Source organism: Reichenbachiella ulvae, from assembly GCF_025833875.1.
GTDB classification, from domain to species: Bacteria; Bacteroidota; Bacteroidia; order Cytophagales; family Cyclobacteriaceae; genus Reichenbachiella; species Reichenbachiella ulvae.
In genome coordinates this window covers 658,617-676,756 of record NZ_JAOYOD010000001.1, presented here as the reverse complement: position 1 = coordinate 676,756, position 18,140 = coordinate 658,617, and the positions used below count along the sequence as shown (strand labels likewise).

The 18,140-nt window shown below is 44.2% G+C and carries 18 protein-coding genes; 6 read left to right on the top strand and 12 right to left on the bottom strand.

Going from position 1 to position 18,140, the window contains the following annotated elements; translation table 11 throughout:
• Nucleotides 1-101 precede the first annotated feature (101 nt).
• Entirely contained in the window at nucleotides 102-785 is a 684-nt protein-coding gene (locus N7U62_RS02445; protein ID WP_264136289.1) for a YggS family pyridoxal phosphate-dependent enzyme, read from the top strand.
• 5 nt (nucleotides 786-790) lie between these two features.
• Here the strand turns inward: N7U62_RS02445 and N7U62_RS02440 are convergent, their stop codons facing one another.
• From N7U62_RS02440 to N7U62_RS02410, 7 genes are all read right to left on the bottom strand, one after another.
• A complete protein-coding gene (locus tag N7U62_RS02440) occupies nucleotides 791-1,762 on the bottom strand; it encodes a Gfo/Idh/MocA family protein (protein WP_264136288.1) in 972 nt (323 codons plus the stop codon).
• Nucleotides 1,763-1,816: 54 nt separating this feature from the next.
• Complete coding sequence (locus N7U62_RS02435) at nucleotides 1,817-2,308, bottom strand: ExbD/TolR family protein (RefSeq protein ID WP_264136287.1); 492 nt, start codon at nucleotides 2,306-2,308, stop codon at nucleotides 1,817-1,819.
• The gene (locus tag N7U62_RS02430) at nucleotides 2,292-2,846 is read right to left on the bottom strand and encodes an ExbD/TolR family protein (protein WP_264136286.1); all 555 of its coding nucleotides are present in this window, start codon (nucleotides 2,844-2,846) and stop codon (nucleotides 2,292-2,294) included. The genes N7U62_RS02435 and N7U62_RS02430 overlap by 17 nt, the downstream gene beginning before the upstream one ends.
• A 103-nt stretch (nucleotides 2,847-2,949) precedes the next feature.
• Complete coding sequence (locus tag N7U62_RS02425; protein ID WP_264136285.1) at nucleotides 2,950-3,627, bottom strand: hypothetical protein; 678 nt, start codon at nucleotides 3,625-3,627, stop codon at nucleotides 2,950-2,952.
• A gap of 53 nt (nucleotides 3,628-3,680) precedes the next feature.
• A complete protein-coding gene (locus N7U62_RS02420; protein ID WP_264136284.1) occupies nucleotides 3,681-4,790 on the bottom strand; it encodes an acyltransferase family protein in 1,110 nt (369 codons plus the stop codon).
• Nucleotides 4,791-4,876: 86 nt separating this feature from the next.
• Nucleotides 4,877-5,950: a WG repeat-containing protein gene (locus N7U62_RS02415; RefSeq protein ID WP_264136283.1), complete on the bottom strand. Its 1,074-nt coding sequence runs from the start codon at nucleotides 5,948-5,950 to the stop codon at nucleotides 4,877-4,879.
• 114 nt (nucleotides 5,951-6,064) lie between these two features.
• Nucleotides 6,065-7,231 carry a mechanosensitive ion channel gene (locus tag N7U62_RS02410; RefSeq protein ID WP_264136282.1) on the bottom strand — a complete coding sequence of 389 codons (1,167 nt, stop codon included), beginning with the start codon at nucleotides 7,229-7,231 and terminating at the stop codon, nucleotides 6,065-6,067.
• 158 nt (nucleotides 7,232-7,389) lie between these two features.
• On the opposite strand from N7U62_RS02410, the gene N7U62_RS02405 reads away from it, so the two are divergent.
• From N7U62_RS02405 to N7U62_RS02395, 3 genes are all read left to right on the top strand, one after another.
• Nucleotides 7,390-8,001, top strand: coding sequence for a YdeI/OmpD-associated family protein (locus N7U62_RS02405; RefSeq protein ID WP_318840619.1), 612 nt, complete (start codon nucleotides 7,390-7,392; stop codon nucleotides 7,999-8,001).
• A gap of 34 nt (nucleotides 8,002-8,035) precedes the next feature.
• Entirely contained in the window at nucleotides 8,036-8,551 is a 516-nt protein-coding gene (locus N7U62_RS02400) for a WG repeat-containing protein (RefSeq protein WP_264136280.1), read from the top strand.
• A 1,081-nt stretch (nucleotides 8,552-9,632) separates the two neighbouring features.
• The gene (locus N7U62_RS02395; protein WP_264136279.1) at nucleotides 9,633-10,328 is read left to right on the top strand and encodes a hypothetical protein; all 696 of its coding nucleotides are present in this window, start codon (nucleotides 9,633-9,635) and stop codon (nucleotides 10,326-10,328) included.
• 451 nt (nucleotides 10,329-10,779) lie between these two features.
• Here the strand turns inward: N7U62_RS02395 and N7U62_RS02390 are convergent, their stop codons facing one another.
• The 5 genes from N7U62_RS02390 to rsmA are packed head-to-tail and all read right to left on the bottom strand — an operon-like array spanning nucleotide 10,780 to nucleotide 16,389.
• Nucleotides 10,780-12,696 (bottom strand): RecQ family ATP-dependent DNA helicase, encoded by a 1,917-nt coding sequence (locus tag N7U62_RS02390; protein WP_264136278.1) that lies wholly within the window; start codon nucleotides 12,694-12,696, stop codon nucleotides 10,780-10,782.
• A gap of 2 nt (nucleotides 12,697-12,698) precedes the next feature.
• Nucleotides 12,699-13,298: a hypothetical protein gene (locus tag N7U62_RS02385; RefSeq protein WP_264136277.1), complete on the bottom strand. Its 600-nt coding sequence runs from the start codon at nucleotides 13,296-13,298 to the stop codon at nucleotides 12,699-12,701.
• A 2-nt stretch (nucleotides 13,299-13,300) separates the two neighbouring features.
• The gene (locus N7U62_RS02380) at nucleotides 13,301-14,233 is read right to left on the bottom strand and encodes an NAD(P)-dependent oxidoreductase (RefSeq protein WP_264136276.1); all 933 of its coding nucleotides are present in this window, start codon (nucleotides 14,231-14,233) and stop codon (nucleotides 13,301-13,303) included.
• Between the two features lie 16 nt (nucleotides 14,234-14,249).
• On the bottom strand, nucleotides 14,250-15,614 hold the full coding sequence (mgtE, locus tag N7U62_RS02375) for a magnesium transporter (protein WP_264136275.1): 1,365 nt from the start codon (nucleotides 15,612-15,614) through the stop codon (nucleotides 14,250-14,252).
• Nucleotides 15,607-16,389 (bottom strand): 16S rRNA (adenine(1518)-N(6)/adenine(1519)-N(6))-dimethyltransferase RsmA, encoded by a 783-nt coding sequence (rsmA, locus tag N7U62_RS02370; RefSeq protein WP_264136274.1) that lies wholly within the window; start codon nucleotides 16,387-16,389, stop codon nucleotides 15,607-15,609. Before rsmA ends, mgtE begins: the two co-directional genes overlap by 8 nt.
• Nucleotides 16,390-16,412: 23 nt before the next feature.
• Here rsmA and pdxA point away from each other — a divergent pair, with 23 nt between their 5' ends.
• Together pdxA and N7U62_RS02360 are read left to right on the top strand one after the other, a co-directional pair.
• Nucleotides 16,413-17,522: a 4-hydroxythreonine-4-phosphate dehydrogenase PdxA gene (gene pdxA / locus N7U62_RS02365; protein ID WP_264136273.1), complete on the top strand. Its 1,110-nt coding sequence runs from the start codon at nucleotides 16,413-16,415 to the stop codon at nucleotides 17,520-17,522.
• Nucleotides 17,519-18,133, top strand: a complete 615-nt coding sequence (locus tag N7U62_RS02360; protein WP_264136272.1) for a 4'-phosphopantetheinyl transferase family protein — start codon at nucleotides 17,519-17,521, stop codon at nucleotides 18,131-18,133. Before pdxA ends, N7U62_RS02360 begins: the two co-directional genes overlap by 4 nt.
• Nucleotides 18,134-18,140: the final 7 nt, after the last annotated feature.

The following is an 18,140-nucleotide window of genomic DNA, read 5'->3' as shown; positions in this document are numbered from 1 at the left end:
AATGGTTCACCAAATGTATTTGTATTTCCAGCTATTTCGCTTCTTAAGTTAATGGTTATTTTGTTAAGTTCACGTTACGAAAAAATGAATCAGGAAACGATATGGGATCAGATATAGCGGGAAACATTCAGGCCATCAGGGAGGAACTCAAAGACACGCAGGCACAACTGATAGCAGTGAGCAAAACCAAACCCAATGAGGCCATAGAGGAAGCCTACGCTGCTGGGCAAAGAGTGTTCGGAGAGAACAAAGTCCAGGAGCTGGTGGACAAGTACGAATCGCTACCCAAGGACATCCAATGGCACATGATCGGTCACCTACAGCGCAACAAAGTGAAATACATCGCGCCATTCGTACATTTGATCCATGGTGTGGACAGCCTCAAATTGCTCAAAGAGATCAACAAACAGGGCAAGAAAGTAGACCGCATCGTTCCATGCCTCCTTCAGGTACATATCGCTCAGGAAGAGACCAAGTTTGGGTTCGATATCGCAGAGCTGAAAGAAATGCTGGACAACAAAGTACTAGATGACCTGACCCATGTAGAGATCCAGGGCCTGATGGGTATGGCGACTAATACAGAGGATGAAAAGCAGGTAGCTCAAGAATTTGCCGGACTGAAATCCCTCAAGGAAGAACTAGACAAAGACTACCAACACCCCAGATTACAGCTCAAAGAACTGTCCATGGGCATGAGCGGCGATTACCCACTGGCTCTGGCCAATGGAAGCACCATGATTCGCGTAGGCAGCACCATCTTCGGCGCCCGCAATTACAACACATAAGGGGCTTATAACTTCCCCAATATTTTATCCATCACCCAGGAGGCATGAGCACCCGTTTTGCCGGTAGAGGGATGCGTACTTTGACCTGTTAAATCATTGTACATAGCCTGAACGTGCGGTTGCTGGATGGTAGCCGGATGTGGCACTTTCAATTGCTCCTCGGTATCATCCGTAATCAGGGAAACAGGCTGCTCATCGAATATGGCAAAAGCAATCTTCCCCTTGCTGCCGTACAGCTCTACGACATCCTCGTGCACCCCGGAACCAAAGTTCCAGCTACCTGATCCCGTCACTCCACCTGGATGGGTCCAACATGCCGTAAAGGCATCCTTGGCAGTATACAAGCCTTGCTGGTTCAGACTGATACCCTGTACATCCACGATATCACCCAGGAGGTAATTGAATAAATCCAGTCCATGACTCGCCAAATCATCGAAGTATCCTCCAGGAGCGATTTCAGCTTCTGTTCGCCAGTTAGGCAATCCTTTTAAATCCTTTTTGTTCGGACCTGTTGAGTAGTGCCATCTGACATGTCTCAGCTCACCTATTTCGCCCTTGTCAATCCATTTTTTCACCTGAACAAACCTAGGTAAGGTCCGTCTGTAATAGGCCGTAAACAAAGGCAGTTGCTTTTCGGCAAAGGCCTGGACTATCCTTTCGCATGAGGCATAATCAGGCGCCATGGGTTTTTCGATGCAGCAGGGTTTGCCAGCTGCTGCGACCTTCAGTGCGTAGTATTCGTGAGAGTCAGGAGGCGTAGCGATGTAGACCGCGTCCACTTCCTTGTCGGCGATCAGTTCATCTGCATCGCCATAGGCCCTGGGCACCCCATGACGTTTCGCATAGTCCTGAGCCTTCTCAAAATCTCTACGCATCACAGCCACCAATTCGAACCCTTCTACCTTTTGATAGGCAGGACCGCTCTTTACTTCTGTCACATCACCACAGCCGATGATTCCCCATCTGAATACTTTCATAATTCGCGAATGTTTATGGCAAACATAAGCATTCAGAAGCATCTAATCCTTATTTTATTGGCCTCCCTGCTGCCGTGTTCGATACAGGATCTTGCGGGCATCTGCTTTTCGTAGCTCGGTCTGTATATCCGCTACCATTCCCATTTTGACATATTCGTCCGCTCTCAGCATCACGATCATCTGGTCACGTTGCGACTCGGGCAGGGTCTGCTTCTGTTCCATCACCCACTGCGCGATATCTTCCATCTTGATCCATTTGCCTTCAGAATAGATCCTGGCCTCTGACCCTACCAGGGCATCCTTGGGAGGCCCGACCGCTAACTCTCGAATCAAGGTTTTCTGATCTACTTTGCTGATCGCCTCAGCCTGCGGCTGTGTGACTTCCACCTGATCATCTACAGTCCGGATAGTAGCCGTGACCATAAAGAAGAATAGCAACAGGAATACAATATCAGGCAAGGAGGCTGTAGAAATCTCCGCTTTGGAACGAGTCTTTGTTTTGATCTTTTTCATATCATTTTCTTTTGGTTTAACTGTTGGCTGCATCTGGTTCAGCGATAGAAATATTCATCGGGATTCCGGCTCTGCCTTTGTCATATAGGGCCCTTTGCTCCGGGTCTGAAAGGTCCAGCAACCTAAATTCCGCGCCAGTTACTCCTACTCGTTTGCCATAGATTTCATAGTAGGCGGCTTTCACCTCATCCAGCACAGCTATGAAAGTCTTGTAGTCTGTTCCCCGGTCTGCTTTGATAGAAACTACGGCCTTCTCTGGCGATTCGGCCCATTCGGCGCTTCCCGTATCATTCAGTACGAAGGTTTGAAGTTCCTCTCTTAACCCGACCAGGTTCTGTCTCAGGTCTTTTTCGATCAAGTATTGGTTGCGCGAATTGATTCGGATGTTGTAGACATTGCGGTCCTTCACCTCGACGGAGGTAGGATTTTTCACCTCAGGAGGCAGTCTCAAAATCAGACCTTTCTCCTGAAGGATCGTCGTGCTGACCAAAAAGAAAATCAGCAACAAAAAAGCAATATCAGCCATGGAGCCGGTATTGATGCTTTCGGATTGTAAGTTTTTCGATCTCATGGGCTTTTATTCTTATCAATCCATGATCCACCGAAAAGTCACATATTCAAGATTTATTTTCAGAAAAGGAAAGTAAAATCTATGCCATCAGCATGAGTTTCACCTACTTCATTCTTTGAGCCACGATCTTTTCGACCCACTCCACCCACTTTTCATCAGATGCAGACATCGATTCTTCCTTGATGTTTTTGGCACATTGCTGCGTGTATACCACCGGCCAGAGTTGGGCTTTGTTCTCCAGTATCAGGTATTCACCAGGACTGTTTTGTTGGGGCACGATGATGCCCTGCTGCATCAACAGCGCTCTCGTTTGATCAGCCGAGAGTTGACTTAGGATATTCTGAACTGCCAGATCGAGATCCGATCCATCAGCCTTACGGCCTACAAACTGCACCGCTAATATGACTTCATTAGCAAATTTCAGGTCACTATTGGTCCATTGACGGATGAATTGAATCCGAGCGAGAGAGTCGCTAAGGGATGCGCCAGCCATTTTGAGATAAAATGAGATGGCTCTATCACCCTGGCCTTCGTAGGCCTGCACCAGTCCCAGCATATATCCTGGTGTTTCTTCTTTCAATGCCCCCAAATCATACTCTCGATTGTTTCCATCAGGCCGAGTATAAAATCCTGATTGATTCAGGTATGCTTTGGCCTGACTAAGCGAAACAGTATCCACTGCTACTTCCGTAAGTTGCTTTTCCTGCTTTGGGTCACAAGACAACAAAGAAGCCCACACGAGGCTAAGGAGTCCAATTTTGATGAAGGCTATTCTTTTCATACAACGAAACTAAAGAATATCTTTTTCCTTACCTAGCCCCTATCCACTACAACTCAATTCTTCAATCCAAAGAATGGTCTGACCCATCGCCATCGGCGGATCAAAAGCTCGTAGATCACCCAAGAACCACCAAAAGTCCCAATCAAAAGCACGGTAAATTTCACAAACAAATTCATCTCCCAGTCTATGACAAAATAAGCCACGACCATCATCACGGTCTGGTGCAGAATATAAAAGGGATAAACCGCCTCGTTGCAATATTTAAGCATCGAACTGGATCGGTTCAGGTAGTGGGCAGCCCAGCCAAAGCAAGTCAAAATCCAGGACCACAGGTTGAATACCTTAAGGAAAGCCTCTGTAAAATGAATCAGAGTAGAATCTTCAAATGAGATTTTCAATCCCAGCCATGCTACAAAACCCAGGACAGCGCATAGCAGAAGCCTCTTCCGGTTGGATTCGACAGTTTGCCAGAACTGGTCTTTCACAGCAATCAGCAAATAACCATATAAGAAGAACAAAAGGCTGAAAGTAAAATTGAACCAGTCATCGATCAGGGCATGCGTCACAGGAAAAAACGGCTCCACAAATGCCTCTACCAGATACAACGGAATGATAAAAGAATATAGACTCCAGGGTCGCGAGACTATAGCATTGAGCCACTGAATAAATGCAGCATCTTGGTGCTTTCGGATAATCAGAAACAAGGGAATCAGAATCAATGAAAACACCAAAAGGTAAGGCAAGAACCAGAGATGATGCCAACTGAGGTTTCCTTCTGGATATACTCCTATAAAGGCCTGAGAGGGCCAATACGTGAAGTACGACAGATCAATTTGCCCATTGACTAATCGCTCCACATATACCTGAGGGGGAACAATGACCAACATCCCGAAGACCAGGGGTAGCCCTAGTCGCTTGATTCGCTCCCAGCCGAACTGCGCACCAGACCTTTTAGACAAAGCATAGTAAGTCCCCATCCCCGAAATGACAAAAAGTATCGGCAGTCGCCATTGATTCAGGAAGGCCATCGGGTAGACAAACCACTGATAGGTGACATTGTTTTTGATGTGAAAGCCCCAGGGAACGAAAAGCATCCCGATATGATAAAAAATGAGCAATCCGAATACAATCACTCTTAGCCAGTCCAGGTCGTATCTACGCATGTTAATCTTTTAGATTTAACACATGAGTAGAAGAGCACGCAGATTTATTACAAATGAACTGTCAAAAAATCAAATCCTGCAGACTACTAATCTACACGTTCAAAATCCTTTACCGCTGCAAATTGAGGTTTCAAAACCCAATCTCCATTCTTGTCAATATAGCCCCATAAGCCATTGAGCTTAGCAGCAGCATAGCCGTTTTTAAAATTACGCAGCCCTTCAAATTTTGGTTCAACCATCCAGTTTCCATCAGAACCATAAAAACCATAATAACTCTCAGACCTGCCAATACAGGCACCATTTACAAAACTATGATAAGGTGCCGTACCCGGAACGGAAATTTTTTCTCCTTTCAAGTTGATGTATTGGTACTTTCCATCAACAGGTCGGACCAATGCAATCCCACTTATAGGATCGAAATCCTTGGCTACCTCAAAAATCGGAAGCACCACCCAATCCCCTTTCTTATCCATAAAACCAATCCTTCCATCAATAAGCTTAGCCCATGCCACTCCGCCACTGAAGTAACCAACTGATTTAAACACCGGGTTAATCACTATATCTCCATTCTCATTGATAAACCCAGCCTTTCTTCCTCTCAGATAGAAAACTCCCATTTCTTCTTGGAATGGCTTCAATTCTTTGAGTTTATCCATCTCTATTAAGGTTTTCTCACCTTTCCTATTGATTAAATAGCGCCTTGTACTAGTTCCCAATCCGTTGCTAGCGATGGCTACATTACTTCCGAACGGACCTACATCATCAAATTCTGCTTCAATAGCTACCTCACCCTTTGTGTTCATATAGCCCCATTTATAATTCCCTAACTTAACAGGCAACATACCATTCGAAAAGTCAAAACTCCCTCCTCCAAAATCCGAGCGCATTTTTAAAGCGACTATTTTTTCCTCTGGAATCAGAATTGTACCGTCAGCTTTTAACAATTCGTAATTCAAAGTCTCCTCATTGTATACTAACGCAACTCCCTCTGGAACAAAGGAAAAGCACTTTCGATATCTCGGCTTGACCAGTTGATTCCCATTGATATCTACATAAGTCCATTCATCTGAATTGGCTGGCCTTACCATGGCTAAATATGATTGTGGAAAAACTTCTAGAAAGTTAAATACTAAGGCAATTGCAAGAATTGTTTTTTTCATCGGTTGATTCATTAAAAATTATGTCCTGTGGACGGTCTACAAACCACGATATTAAAACATAAAAAAAGGAGCTCCAAACGAAGCTCCTTTTCATCCTGCATATTAGGACAATAGTTATTTCTTGAACTTCTTGATGATATCCTCCATATGTTTACCAGCAGCCTCTCGACCACCCAGACCATACGCCAGGGCTATCGTTACGGCGAGTGCACCCAGTGTCAGCCCAAAGGCCAGCTCCACGATGCTGTTGGCAATACCCATAGATCGCAGGGCAATCGCAAAGAACAAACCTATGATCGCAAAACGCATGGCGCTCGCTGCGAAGGTGTTATTCTCCTTTTTGGACATGGATTGAAAAACAGTCGAGGCGATGAAATTACCAATCACCATGACCACCAGACCAAAGAGAATATTGCCGGATAGGTTGAGCACATTGTGCAGGATCTCGGACAGCCGGTCGAAACCTAACATCTCCACCCCAGAAACTACACCAAAGAAGATGATGAAAAAGAACACCACATTCGAAATCACCTTAGAAAAAGATTGATCGTCTGATATGAAGAATATTTTGAGCTTCTTACTCCATTCATCCGCGCCGAAGTTGACCAACACATCATTGAGAAATGTAGTCAGGAATTTTCCTCCGATGTAGAAGATGGTAATGATCAAACCTGCCCCGATGATATGCGGTACGGCATCCATCAACTTGTGCAGAATATTATTAGCAGGCTCTGTGATTGCCTCCAGGTGCAGTGCATTCAGCGCTAGAATAATAAAGGGAATAAATACTACCAGGAAGATCAATTGCTGAATAAAATAAACGAGCTTATCCGTTTCTTTGAAACCAATGCTGTCCATCAATCGATCCAGAAAACTCCCAGTCATCTTGACCAGATTCGAAGCGAACTTGGCCAAAATATACCCAATAAAAGTCAGTACAACTCCTGCAAAAATATTGCCTATATAGGACAGGAATTCGTCGAGCATATTTCTAATCGGGTCCAGCACATAACTGACGCCCATCATTTCTAAAACGATCAGCAGTACAATGACCATCAAGATATAATAGACCAGATTGGCTATAAACTTGTTGGTATCTACGATGGTGTTTCCTAATAGTCTTTCGTCCCATTCGGTACGTTTCATCAGGCCATGTACTACGCGTCGCATGAGAAGGGCCAGCAGCCAGCCTACTACGAAAAACACCACTGCGCCAAAGACGCCAGGCAGCACATCGTGCAGCGTATCAACTAATGAATGATAAAGTCTGGTTAAATCCATAAATGCTTGTTTTTGGTTAAATAAGTCCTAGAAGTTAAGGCAAGCGCCACGGAATTCAAAAAAAACCACACTTTCTAACGTTTGTATATAGTATTTGAAAGGCTAAGTACTTTGTGGATATTTGCTCACAAAAAGAGCAATAAGCAATGAATGAGCTTGTGAACATATACCTACAAGAAGGCTGCGGACGCTGTGCATTAGGTGGGACGCACGATTGCAAGGTGCACCTTTGGCCGGAAATACTGAAGGAGTTGAGACGCATCGTATGGGGTTGTGGGCTAGATGAAGAGGTGAAATGGAGCGTACCCTGCTACACTTACAAAGGCAAGAATATCGCCATCGTGAGTGCATTCAAAAACTATGCTTCTCTCAGTTTTTTCAAAGGCGTACTGCTCCATGACTCCAAAGGAATACTGGAAAAGCCCGGAGAAAATTCTAACGAGGGCAGGCTTATCAAATTCACCACTTTGGCGCAAGTCACACAACTAGAGGCTGATATCAAAGCCTACCTTTACGAGGCTATCGAGGTAGAAAAGGCAGGAATCCCTATCCCAAAACCAAAGCCTAGTGACAACCCATTGCCCGAAGAGTTGATGGAGTGCTTTCACCATGATCCTGCCTTTGAAAAAGCCTTCCATGCTTTGACACCTGGTCGACAGAGAGGTTATATACTTCACTTCTCTCAAGCCAGGCAATCTAAAACCCGCTTGGCCAGGATTGAGAAATATCTCCCCGCCATCATGCAAGGAAAAGGCATGCAGGATCGTTAGTCAACGACAACATGCTGATGAACCACAAAAGCCTATGAAATCATTCTTGACAATTATAGCCCTGGTCCTTTCTGTCCTGTTTTCTCATGCTCAGTTTCCAGAGAAAGAATTGAAAAAGAAATTGAAAGCGGATCGAATCGAAATGGATGAAGGCAATGGTGACGGTGTGTTCAAAGCCCGAAACAAAAAGACCAAAAAGTGGGGCATGTACCAATGGCAGTTCGAAGGATTACAAACGCAAGAGTTGATTCCCATGCAATACGACAGTGTGAGGTATTTCCCGTTCAATGGCAACTATACTGCTGTGTACCAGGGTTCCAAAGTCGGTTTCTACCTGTCCTATTGGAGCTATGGAGATGAGGCTCGCGAAACTGTGGCCTGTATCTATGATGACTACAAGAGATTCACTGCAGAGGGAGTCCCCAAACTGGCAGTGAAGAAAAATGAATCCTGGGGCTGGGTGGATTGGATGACCGGAGAGGAAAAATCAGAATTCAAATACGCAACACCAGAAGACCTTCCCTACCCCTACTACAAACAAGAGTACTGAGCCATCAGACCAGTGAGTACCCCGTCATTCCCCTTGCCTGTAAGCCTACGGGCTGAGACCTAACAATTGGTACCCAACCGCACAAAAGGGAATAACAAAAACTGAATGGGTTCTAATGGCATTGCAATTGTAAAACAAATAGGGTTGTGTCATTCCGACGAAGGAGGAATCTAAAGCAATCCACAGATCAAGAAACACAGATCAAGAAACACAGATCACTAATCCCAGCTTTCAACAACACCTCCAATTATTTAAACAGAGGGGGTACCTCCGAACTCGGACTTCCGAGTAAAATGCTCGGCATGCCGAGCAAAAAGGTCCAAATTTGGAGCAAAAAGCTCGGGCTTTGAGTCTTTGAAGTGGGGAGGGGTACTTCATAGCTCGGAATTTGCTGTTCTGATCTCGAAACGCCGAGCAAAAAGGTCGACGTTCCGAGCTAAAAGGTTCGTGCTCCGAGCTATAAGGTCGGCTTCCTATGCTCTGAGGTCTGAAGAGGCACCTCTGAGGTCAGATGCCCAAGCTAAAAGGTCCGCATTCCATGCTAAAAGGTTCGTGCTCTGAGCAAAAAGGTCGGCATCCGATGCTCTGAGGTCGGAAGAGGCACCTCTGAGGTCAGAAGACCTAGCTATAAGGTCGACGTTCTGTGCTAAAAGGTTCGTGCTCTGAGCAAAAAGGTCGGCATCCGATGCTCTGAGGTCGGAAGAGGCACCTCTGAGGTCAGAAGTCCTAGCTAAAAGGTTGACGTTCCATGCTAAAAGGTTCATGCTCCGACCTAAAAGGTCGGCATTCCAAGCTCTGAGGTCAAATTAGGCACCTCTGAGGTCAGAAGACCTAGCTAAAAGCTCGGAACTTGAAGCTCTGAGCTCGGATTGGCCAGATCATAGCGTGGGTGTACTACCCCCTTTCAGGTATTTTGTCCATGCCTGGGATCAAATCATAGAAGAGCAGTTGTATCTCTACAGGGCGAGCATTAGATTGGGGAGAAATAAATGAATGAAACACCTTTGCAGTGCTTTAAAACCAGTTGAGGAAAGATGGTTGTTGCGATGGTGTTAGCTACCATAATAACAAGAGCTAATAGATGTGGCCATTAACTGACATTACCGTATATTACTACGGCACTAATATTCAAGACACCCCCAAAGATTGGACTTTCAGGAAGACGGTCAATTACATTTCCGATTTTTATCACAATTCACTTAACGGGTATAAACCACCGAAAACAGCACGAATATGTATCAGGGTAGATGATCAATTGGCAAAGGGTCAAGCTGATCACTTTGGCGCATTATGCCAAATTTACACCACCATGAACGAGCAATTTTATTTAACTTTATCTAAGATAGATCAATATAATTACTTATTAAATTTAATTCACGAATCTGTTTCTAAAGCAGCACATCAATTTAATTGGGATATAGAGGTTTTTAATTCGGCCTTTAACAGAGTCAAAAATTCCAATTTCAAATTCATTAAAGAGTATGATTCCAAAAACTCAAGAGACAGGAAAAATACTGGACAAGCCATCCTTTCTAAAACTGAAGATACAGCTAAAATAATATTGAGAATCAAAGGGGACAGATCTCAAGAGATTGAATTAATTCAGAAGAAGAACTGGTTCTGGTATGATAGTTCTTATGAAATCGCCAAATTATGTAAGTGGATTGACAACAACAAGTTCGGCTACATGAACAAGAAAACGGGGAAATTTGCCTATTATTCCATAACTTCAAAAGCCCTAGATACGAATATGAAATTTGAGGAAAGCACATTCTAAAAGGCAAGTAACGAAATCCATCCATAAGCTATCAGAACCATTTGCAAAGACTACTGCAATCTGATAGTTTTATTGAAATTTGAAAAGTCTAACTTCCGGATGATAGTTGGACGATGTATAGAATAACCATTAAAAAAGAAAATGGAAACTTTGTTCGAACTTGTCATTCAAGATCTATTAATTGGAGGAATAAGAAGACTTGGAGCCTTATTGAGGTGGACAATTCAGCCAAAAAAGAAGTACAAAAATGTACTAAATCAAAGTTATAACACTATTACAGGTATTTTATTCATTGCAATTACAATATTTCTAATTGCCAAACTAGCCTAAATTAATTAGATAAAAATTTTAGTCATTAGCCTATCACACGCTCTACAACATACCATAAATACAATTTGCTTATCATATCTGTGTAGGGTTTTCAGCAAGTGTCTAGCAATTCAACGGTTTATCAAACCTTCGGCACCAATGTCAGCACCTGATCTTCGTCAAGAAACACAATACCCTCATCCATCATAGAGCGTACCGCTTCCGTCACCAGAAAATCATCTGTGGCATCTACCTTAGCTTTTAGCTCACTTACCGGGACTGCCTCCGCTTCCACTTCTGCCAATACCTGACGTTTCAGCTTATCCATCTCCACATCAAAACCTGCTGCCTTCTTCGCTTTGATGCACACATCGCAAACGCCACAGTTTAGATATGCCTTTTCGTCAAAGTACTCTTGAAACAGTCTCGTGCGGCAGAGCTGATCATTTTTGGTATAGGCGATCATGGATTCAATTTTCTCCTTGACCACTGCCTGCCGGGGCTCGGTTTGTTTGTGATACTTCTTCAGTGCATTCTGCTCCAGCCTTGGCATCAAATAAGTCAGCTGCGGCATCAACTTGATCGGATCATATACCACTACATCATTTTTTGCGAGATACTCCAGCTTCTTGACTACTTCGCTTTTCGCATCCTGACTCACCTTGGCCAATTCGAACTCCGAAATATTCATAAAATCCGTATACAATCCTCCTCCATACAAGCGCAGCATGGCCTTGATCAAGGGCTCATATTTCGAATGCGCTATGCTAAACTTATAGAGGTCTGTACTACTCACACTTATCTTGAGACTGCTACCTCTCCGGGTATTTTCGGTCAGCAATAGCAAGCCCATCTCCTGTAGTTTCCTGACACCATGATGCGCCTCGAGGGCATTGAGGTTGTACTGATAAGAAAAGGCCTTGATATCGAAATCGAAACTTTGAAACTCACTACTGCCAGTAGCCAATTTGTAGTAGTTGGCCAGGGCTTGATAGATGCGCTGCACATACTCCAGCGATGGATTCCTCATTTCCTCGGAGCGTTGCAGATTGTAGATGTCCGTTCCACTATAGAGCAAAACCGCAAAGGCATTTTTCTCATCTCGACCCGCACGTCCTGCCTCCTGATAGTAGGCTTCCATCGAATCTGGCAAGTCCAAATGCACCACCGTTCGCACATCCGGTTTGTCTATCCCCATCCCGAAGGCATTGGTACAGACCATGACTCGCCTCTTATTATGGATCCACTCTTCCTGCTTTTTTTCTCGCACGTCTGGAGCCAAACCTGCATGATAAAAATCTGAGGAAACCCCATTCTGGTAAAGAAACTTGGCCACATTCACCGTTTCCTTGCGACTCCTCACATAGACAATCGCACTGCCTTTGACATTCGTCAAAATCTCCAACAGCTTCGGCCCTTTATTCTCCAGCTCAAAGGCCGAATATGACAGGTTCTTTCTGGCAAAACTCTTTTGAAAAATGGAAGGATTCTTAAAGTCCAGTTTGTCGCAGATATCCGACTTCACATCCTTAGTGGCAGTGGCAGTTAAGGCTACCCTCTTGACCCCTTCGATGTATGGGTAGACCAAGGCAATATCTGTATAGGAAGGTCTAAAATCATAGCCCCACTGCGAGATACAATGCGCTTCGTCCACAGCCAATAGGCTCACATTCATTTGCTTCAGTCGTTCGATGAATAGCTCGGATCGCAATCTTTCGGGTGCGACATAGAGGAACTTGACCTGCCCCTGTATGCAGTTGTCCAACAGTATATCCACCTCACGATGCTGCAATCCAGAATAGAGTGCGGCAGCTTGTATGCCTCGCTTTTTGAGCTGATACACCTGATCATTCATCAAGGCTACCAGTGGAGATATGACCAAACACATTCCTTCCAGCATCAAAGCTGGGACTTGAAAGCAAATCGATTTTCCCCCACCCGTGGGCAAAAGAGCCAGTGTATCCTGTCCATCAAGAACAGCGTTAATGATATCCAGTTGCAGAGGCCTAAAATCCTCAAAGCCCCAGTATTGCTTCAGTATTTGGTTAGCGGTAGCCAATCTCAGATCAATTGTAACGAATCAGGAAGATGCGATTCTACAAGACCTGGATGCTCTTGCAACAGTTTTTTGTAGGCATTGGCCAGATCTTCGACCCATCTTTTTTGCACTTGCAGTTGACGAATCATAGAGGTGATCATCACCTCCTGATCAATTTCTTTGCTGTAGCTCATGGTATTGATTCGATCAATGATAGACAGTCCATTGTCATGACAAATTTCTTGAAACTCATACAACTCGGATACATTCATAAGAAAATCCAGATCAAAATTTTTAACGGCTCCTGTTACCTGCGCCATCTCCCATGCCGAATGAGAAAGCAAAGTAAATGAAATTCCCAAACCCGCATCCGACTCTTGACCTTCCTTCAATTGGCCTAATCGGCCTTTCAACTGATGAATTAACGTATCCAGGTTTTCAACTTCCTGAACTAGATCTTGTCTATTGGTTGCTATTTCTATGAGGACATTTTGCAGAGCATGATTTGAAGATTTTCGATCCAAAACATCTTCCCGCCAGTGGTTAAGTACCAAAGCCAGCAAAACAGCAAACACAATTGAAAATACCTCAACGCCTAATTTCTTCCAGGTTCCTTGCTTCATGACTAAAGATCCAATTTTGCAATCTTTTGAACAAGAACCCGATTGATATTTTCATAAGATTCGAAGGTCCACCCTCCTATGTGTGGAGAGAAGAGCACATTGTCCAATTGAAATAATTGGTCATAAGTAGCCTTCTGATCTGAAGTCAAAGTTTTAAATTTTTCGTTTTCCAATACATCTAAAGCTGCATGGGTCACCTTGCCTGATTGTAGCGATGAAAGCAAATCAGCGGTATCCACCACCTCACCTCTGGCGGCATTGATCAAAACAATATTCTTTTCGAATTGGGACAGGTATTTGGCATCTACCAAACCTCTTGTTTCCTCAGTCAAAGGCACGTGGAGGCTGAAAACATCCGATTGAGCAAACACGTCCTCCATGCTCACTTCCTCTACATAGAGATCGCCAAAGCCCTTCTTATACTTGTCGTAGGCAATCACCCGACAGCCAAAGCCTGACAACTTTTCTGCCACTGCGCTGGCCATGTATCCGTATCCCAAAAGCCCCACAGTCTTTCCAGATATCTCAAATCCACGATTCCCTTCGCGATCCCATATATAATCTCTCACCTCACGGTCAGACTTTCTCAAATTATTCGATAAGCTGAGCAGCATACCGATGACATGCTCCCCCAAAGCATCGCGATTTCCTTCCGGTGCATTGATGATCTGGATGCCACGACTTTCGATATAGTCTACATCCAGCTGGTCGATTCCTGCTCCTGCTCTGGCGATGAACTTAAGCGCCTGCTTTTTCTTTAGCAGATCCTCATCAATGACCGTTTTGCTTCGGACCACCATACCTACATATTCATCCGAAATCGACTGGATATCCTCCCGGCTAATGGTAGGTTGATAATCTGTCTCATATCCAATTTTAGCTAGCATACCCGACAGACTGGCATGCATTTCATCAATCACTAATATCTTTTTCATAATCTCATACACAGACTTATAGTCCATATAACTGATGTGCCACAAAGAAATATACTGCCAAACCCAAAAGGTCATTGGCTGTGGTAATAAACGGTCCTGATGCTATGGCAGGATTCACTCCTAGATTATTTAATATCAACGGAGTAATGGTTCCCATAAAGGATGCGAGCAAAACCACACTGAAAAGAGCCGTACTCACCGTAATAGCGATGGTTTGATCTGAGGTAGAAAAAATCACAATCCCAAAAACAATAATGGCCAGAATCACTCCATTCACAATCGCCACGGCCAGCATCTTCACCAATTTCCTGAAAATCGAATTACTAAACACACTGGAGTTGGCCAAGCCCTGTACGATCAAGGTAGAGGATTGAATTCCTACATTCCCTCCTGTCGCAGTAATCAGCGGGATAAAGAAGGCCATGGCGGGTACAATTGCAATCTCTGTTTCGAACAAGCTGATAAACTTAGCCCCCAACAGACCACCTACCAGACCAATCACCAACCAGGGTAATCGCGCTTTGGAAATGATCCAAACCGTATCATCCTCCTCTACATCAGAAGAAATACCCGACATCATTTGGATGTCCTCTTCAGCCTGCTCGGTGATGACATCCAATACGTCATCAATCGTGATTCGACCTACCAGTTTACCTCTTACGTTTACTACAGGAAGTGCCTCCAAATCATACTTTTGCATGGTTTGCACGACCTCTTCCTCGTCTACATAGGTCTCCACTGCGATCACCTCCTCGTCGTATATATCAGCAATCTTGGCATTGTCCTCTGCTAGAATGATGCGCTTCAGGGACACTCTACCTAGCAAGATACCATTGTCGTCTACCACGTATACCGAATAGATTTTTTGTACATTTTCGGCCTGCTTTCTGATCTCGTCGATACATCGCTGAATCGTCCAGTTGTGGTTCGCTTTGATCAACTCTTTGGCCATCAAACCACCGGCGACATCATCTTCATAGCGCAGTAGATCCAGCAGGTAGCCCGCTTTCTCTTCATTTTCTACCAGCGTGATTACCTCTTCGCGCTTGCTGATCGGTAGTCCGTTGAGGATATGAACCCCATCATCCGAATCCAGGTGATCCAGAAAGACGGCAATTTCTTCGGATGTGAAATGCTCTAAAAAGTGAGACTGGATGTCCTCCTCCAGCTCGATGATGACTCTAGATCCCACTTCAGGATCCAAAAGCTCTAAAACATACTTGGAATCTTCCGCGTCAAATTCCTCAAGGAGTTCGGTAATATCTGCCGGATTGACCCCCTCGAGGGTTTCTCGTATGAAGTCGTCCTTTCGCTCTTCAACCGCAGGGTTAAAATGCTCGAGAAACTCCTTCGACAGTTCGAATTCCATGATTTCAGACATGACTTTGGATAAGGTTTGTGAGTTGAATAAAATCGTCTACAGACAGCTGCTCGGCTCGTTTATTGAAGACCTCTTGCTCCCTGATCGACTCGGGCAAATTTAAAGGTTTTAAGGCGTTGCGCAATGTTTTGCGTCTCATTTGGAAGCCTGCTTTGACCACTCGCTTGAACAACTTCTCATCACATCCTATATCCGACACTCCGTTTCTTTTTAGACGTATCACACCAGAGTTCACCTTGGGTGGTGGCAAAAAAACTTCTGGTGGAACGGTAAAGAGGTATTCAATATCATAATAGGCCTGAAGCAGTACACTCAGGATACCATAATCTTTGTTTCCTTCCTTTGAGGCTATTCTTTCGGCTACCTCTTTTTGCAGCATGCACACTACCTCATCCACATGCTCTTTGATATCCAGTACTTTGAAAAATATCTGCGAGGAGATATTGTAGGGAAAATTGCCAATGATGCTAAAATGTCCATTGTTGAAAATGGACAATACGTCTTCTTTCAAAAAATCAGCCAGTAAGATCTTTACTTCCTTGTCTTTGTATTTCTTTTCCAGATAATCGATCGATTCCCTATCCACATCCAAAAGGACCAAATTCCTAAAAGATTCTTCGTCGACCATCAGATCAGATAGCACACCAGTACCGGGCCCAATTTCTAAAACATTGCTGCGGGAATCTTTGGGTAAAGCATCCACAATTTTTTGAGCAATCGAAAGGTCTTTTAGAAAGTGTTGTCCTAATTGTTTTTTCGGTCTAACCTGCGCCATTGTATTTCTGAATTTGTTATAAATTGCAGGCAAGCGTCGGGATCGACAACAGCACTATTGGCCCCATCTACCCGGCGATTACCGTGATGAATGACATAAATATGGAGAAAGAGACGAAGAACCAAAACCAAAAATCAATCATTGGGATTTCGATTGGAGACATCAATGGCGTTGGCCCTGAGGTAATCATCAAAGCCTTGTCCAATAACAAGATGTCCAGATACTTTACTCCGGTAATCTATGGCTCGGCAAAAGTACTTTCATTTTATAGAAAGTCACTCAATCAGAACAATTTCAATTTTACCCCGATCTCAGACATCAGTGAGGCCTATCACAAAAAAGTGAATGTACTCAACTGCTGGGAGGATCAGGTAGATGTCACACCCGGAGTGAGCAACGAAATAGGTGGTAAATATGCCTTTTTGGCATTAGAAAGAGCTACTGAGGACTTGAAAGCCGGTAAGATTCAGGCTTTGGTCACAGCACCCATCAACAAACTCAATATCCAGAATGACCAATTCAAATTCCCTGGTCACACGGAATACCTGGCTGAAAAAGCAGAAGCCAAAGACAGTTTGATGTTTATGGTATCTGAAAACCTGAGAGTCGGCGTACTCAGCGGCCACATCCCTCTCAAAGATGTACCGGCACAGGTGACTGCAGAAAACATAGAAAAGAAGTTGAAAATGATGATTACCTCATTGAAAAAGGACTTTGGGATTCACAAGCCGAAAATCGCGGTTTTGGGGCTCAACCCACATGCCGGTGAAGACGGTCTATTGGGTACTGAAGACAAGGAAATCATCGCGCCAACCATAGAAAAGATGAAAGAAAAGGGACAAATCATCATGGGTCCCTATCCTGCCGATGGATTTTTTGGGAATGGCGAATTCAGCAAATTCGATGCGGTTTTGGCTATGTACCACGATCAGGGATTGATTCCTTTCAAAAGTCTGACTTTTGCCAGTGGGGTCAATTTTACAGCAGGGCTTCCCTTCGTCAGGACTTCTCCCGATCACGGCACGGCCTATAGCCTGGCAGGCACCGACGAAGCAGATGAAAGCAGCATGCGTACAGCTATCTTTGCTGCACTAGACATCTCGAACTATCGACTGGAAAACGAGGCGTCATGATCAAAAAGCAATTCAAAATATCCAGCCACATCATGTTAGGCATCTGGGAAATCGAGGAAACCACAGAGCAACTTATGGCTGGATATGATGATAAGGAGCTTGAAAAAATATCGCACTACCATCCACAAAAAAAGGCTGAGCATATCGCCTCCAGACAGCTGATCCAGGAGCTTTGCAAAGAAATGGACATCCCCTTTCATGGGATCTGCAAAGACAGCCACGGCAAACCACACCTTATCGATTCGACTCACCACATTTCATTGTCCCATAGTTTTCCAAAAATTGCTGCATTAATTAATCTGGATGAGCCTTGTGGCATAGATATTGAACAACCTAGAGAGCAGTTGGCTAGAGTCAAGAACAAATTCTTGAATGAAAAGGAATTGGAACGATGCAAAGAGGACCTTGAAAGACTCTGCATCTACTGGTGCGCCAAGGAATCCATCTATAAGATGCATGGCCGCACCAATTTAAGTTTCAAGCAAAACATCTTCATCGATCACTTAAAAGACGACAAGGTATTTTGCTGCATCAAGAAGGATGATATTGACAAGCCTGTGAAATTGAACATGCAACGCGAAGATCAATATATCGTGACTTACAACCTTTGATAAAAAG

What these genes read in the sequence shown, in the direction of transcription:
- N7U62_RS02445 (WP_264136289.1), top strand. Translation starts at nt 102, where the DNA reads ATGGGATCAGATATAGCGGGAAACATTCAGGCCATCAGGGAGGAACTC.
- N7U62_RS02440 (WP_264136288.1), bottom strand. Translation starts at nt 1,762, where the DNA reads ATGAAAGTATTCAGATGGGGAATCATCGGCTGTGGTGATGTGACAGAA.
- N7U62_RS02435 (WP_264136287.1), bottom strand. Translation starts at nt 2,308, where the DNA reads ATGCAGCCAACAGTTAAACCAAAAGAAAATGATATGAAAAAGATCAAA.
- N7U62_RS02430 (WP_264136286.1), bottom strand. Translation starts at nt 2,846, where the DNA reads ATGAGATCGAAAAACTTACAATCCGAAAGCATCAATACCGGCTCCATG.
- N7U62_RS02425 (WP_264136285.1), bottom strand. Translation starts at nt 3,627, where the DNA reads ATGAAAAGAATAGCCTTCATCAAAATTGGACTCCTTAGCCTCGTGTGG.
- N7U62_RS02420 (WP_264136284.1), bottom strand. Translation starts at nt 4,790, where the DNA reads ATGCGTAGATACGACCTGGACTGGCTAAGAGTGATTGTATTCGGATTG.
- N7U62_RS02415 (WP_264136283.1), bottom strand. Translation starts at nt 5,950, where the DNA reads ATGAAAAAAACAATTCTTGCAATTGCCTTAGTATTTAACTTTCTAGAA.
- N7U62_RS02410 (WP_264136282.1), bottom strand. Translation starts at nt 7,231, where the DNA reads ATGGATTTAACCAGACTTTATCATTCATTAGTTGATACGCTGCACGAT.
- N7U62_RS02400 (WP_264136280.1), top strand. Translation starts at nt 8,036, where the DNA reads ATGAAATCATTCTTGACAATTATAGCCCTGGTCCTTTCTGTCCTGTTT.
- N7U62_RS02395 (WP_264136279.1), top strand. Translation starts at nt 9,633, where the DNA reads ATGTGGCCATTAACTGACATTACCGTATATTACTACGGCACTAATATT.
- N7U62_RS02385 (WP_264136277.1), bottom strand. Translation starts at nt 13,298, where the DNA reads ATGAAGCAAGGAACCTGGAAGAAATTAGGCGTTGAGGTATTTTCAATT.
- N7U62_RS02380 (WP_264136276.1), bottom strand. Translation starts at nt 14,233, where the DNA reads ATGAAAAAGATATTAGTGATTGATGAAATGCATGCCAGTCTGTCGGGT.
- mgtE (WP_264136275.1), bottom strand. Translation starts at nt 15,614, where the DNA reads ATGTCTGAAATCATGGAATTCGAACTGTCGAAGGAGTTTCTCGAGCAT.
- rsmA (WP_264136274.1), bottom strand. Translation starts at nt 16,389, where the DNA reads ATGGCGCAGGTTAGACCGAAAAAACAATTAGGACAACACTTTCTAAAA.
- N7U62_RS02360 (WP_264136272.1), top strand. Translation starts at nt 17,519, where the DNA reads ATGATCAAAAAGCAATTCAAAATATCCAGCCACATCATGTTAGGCATC.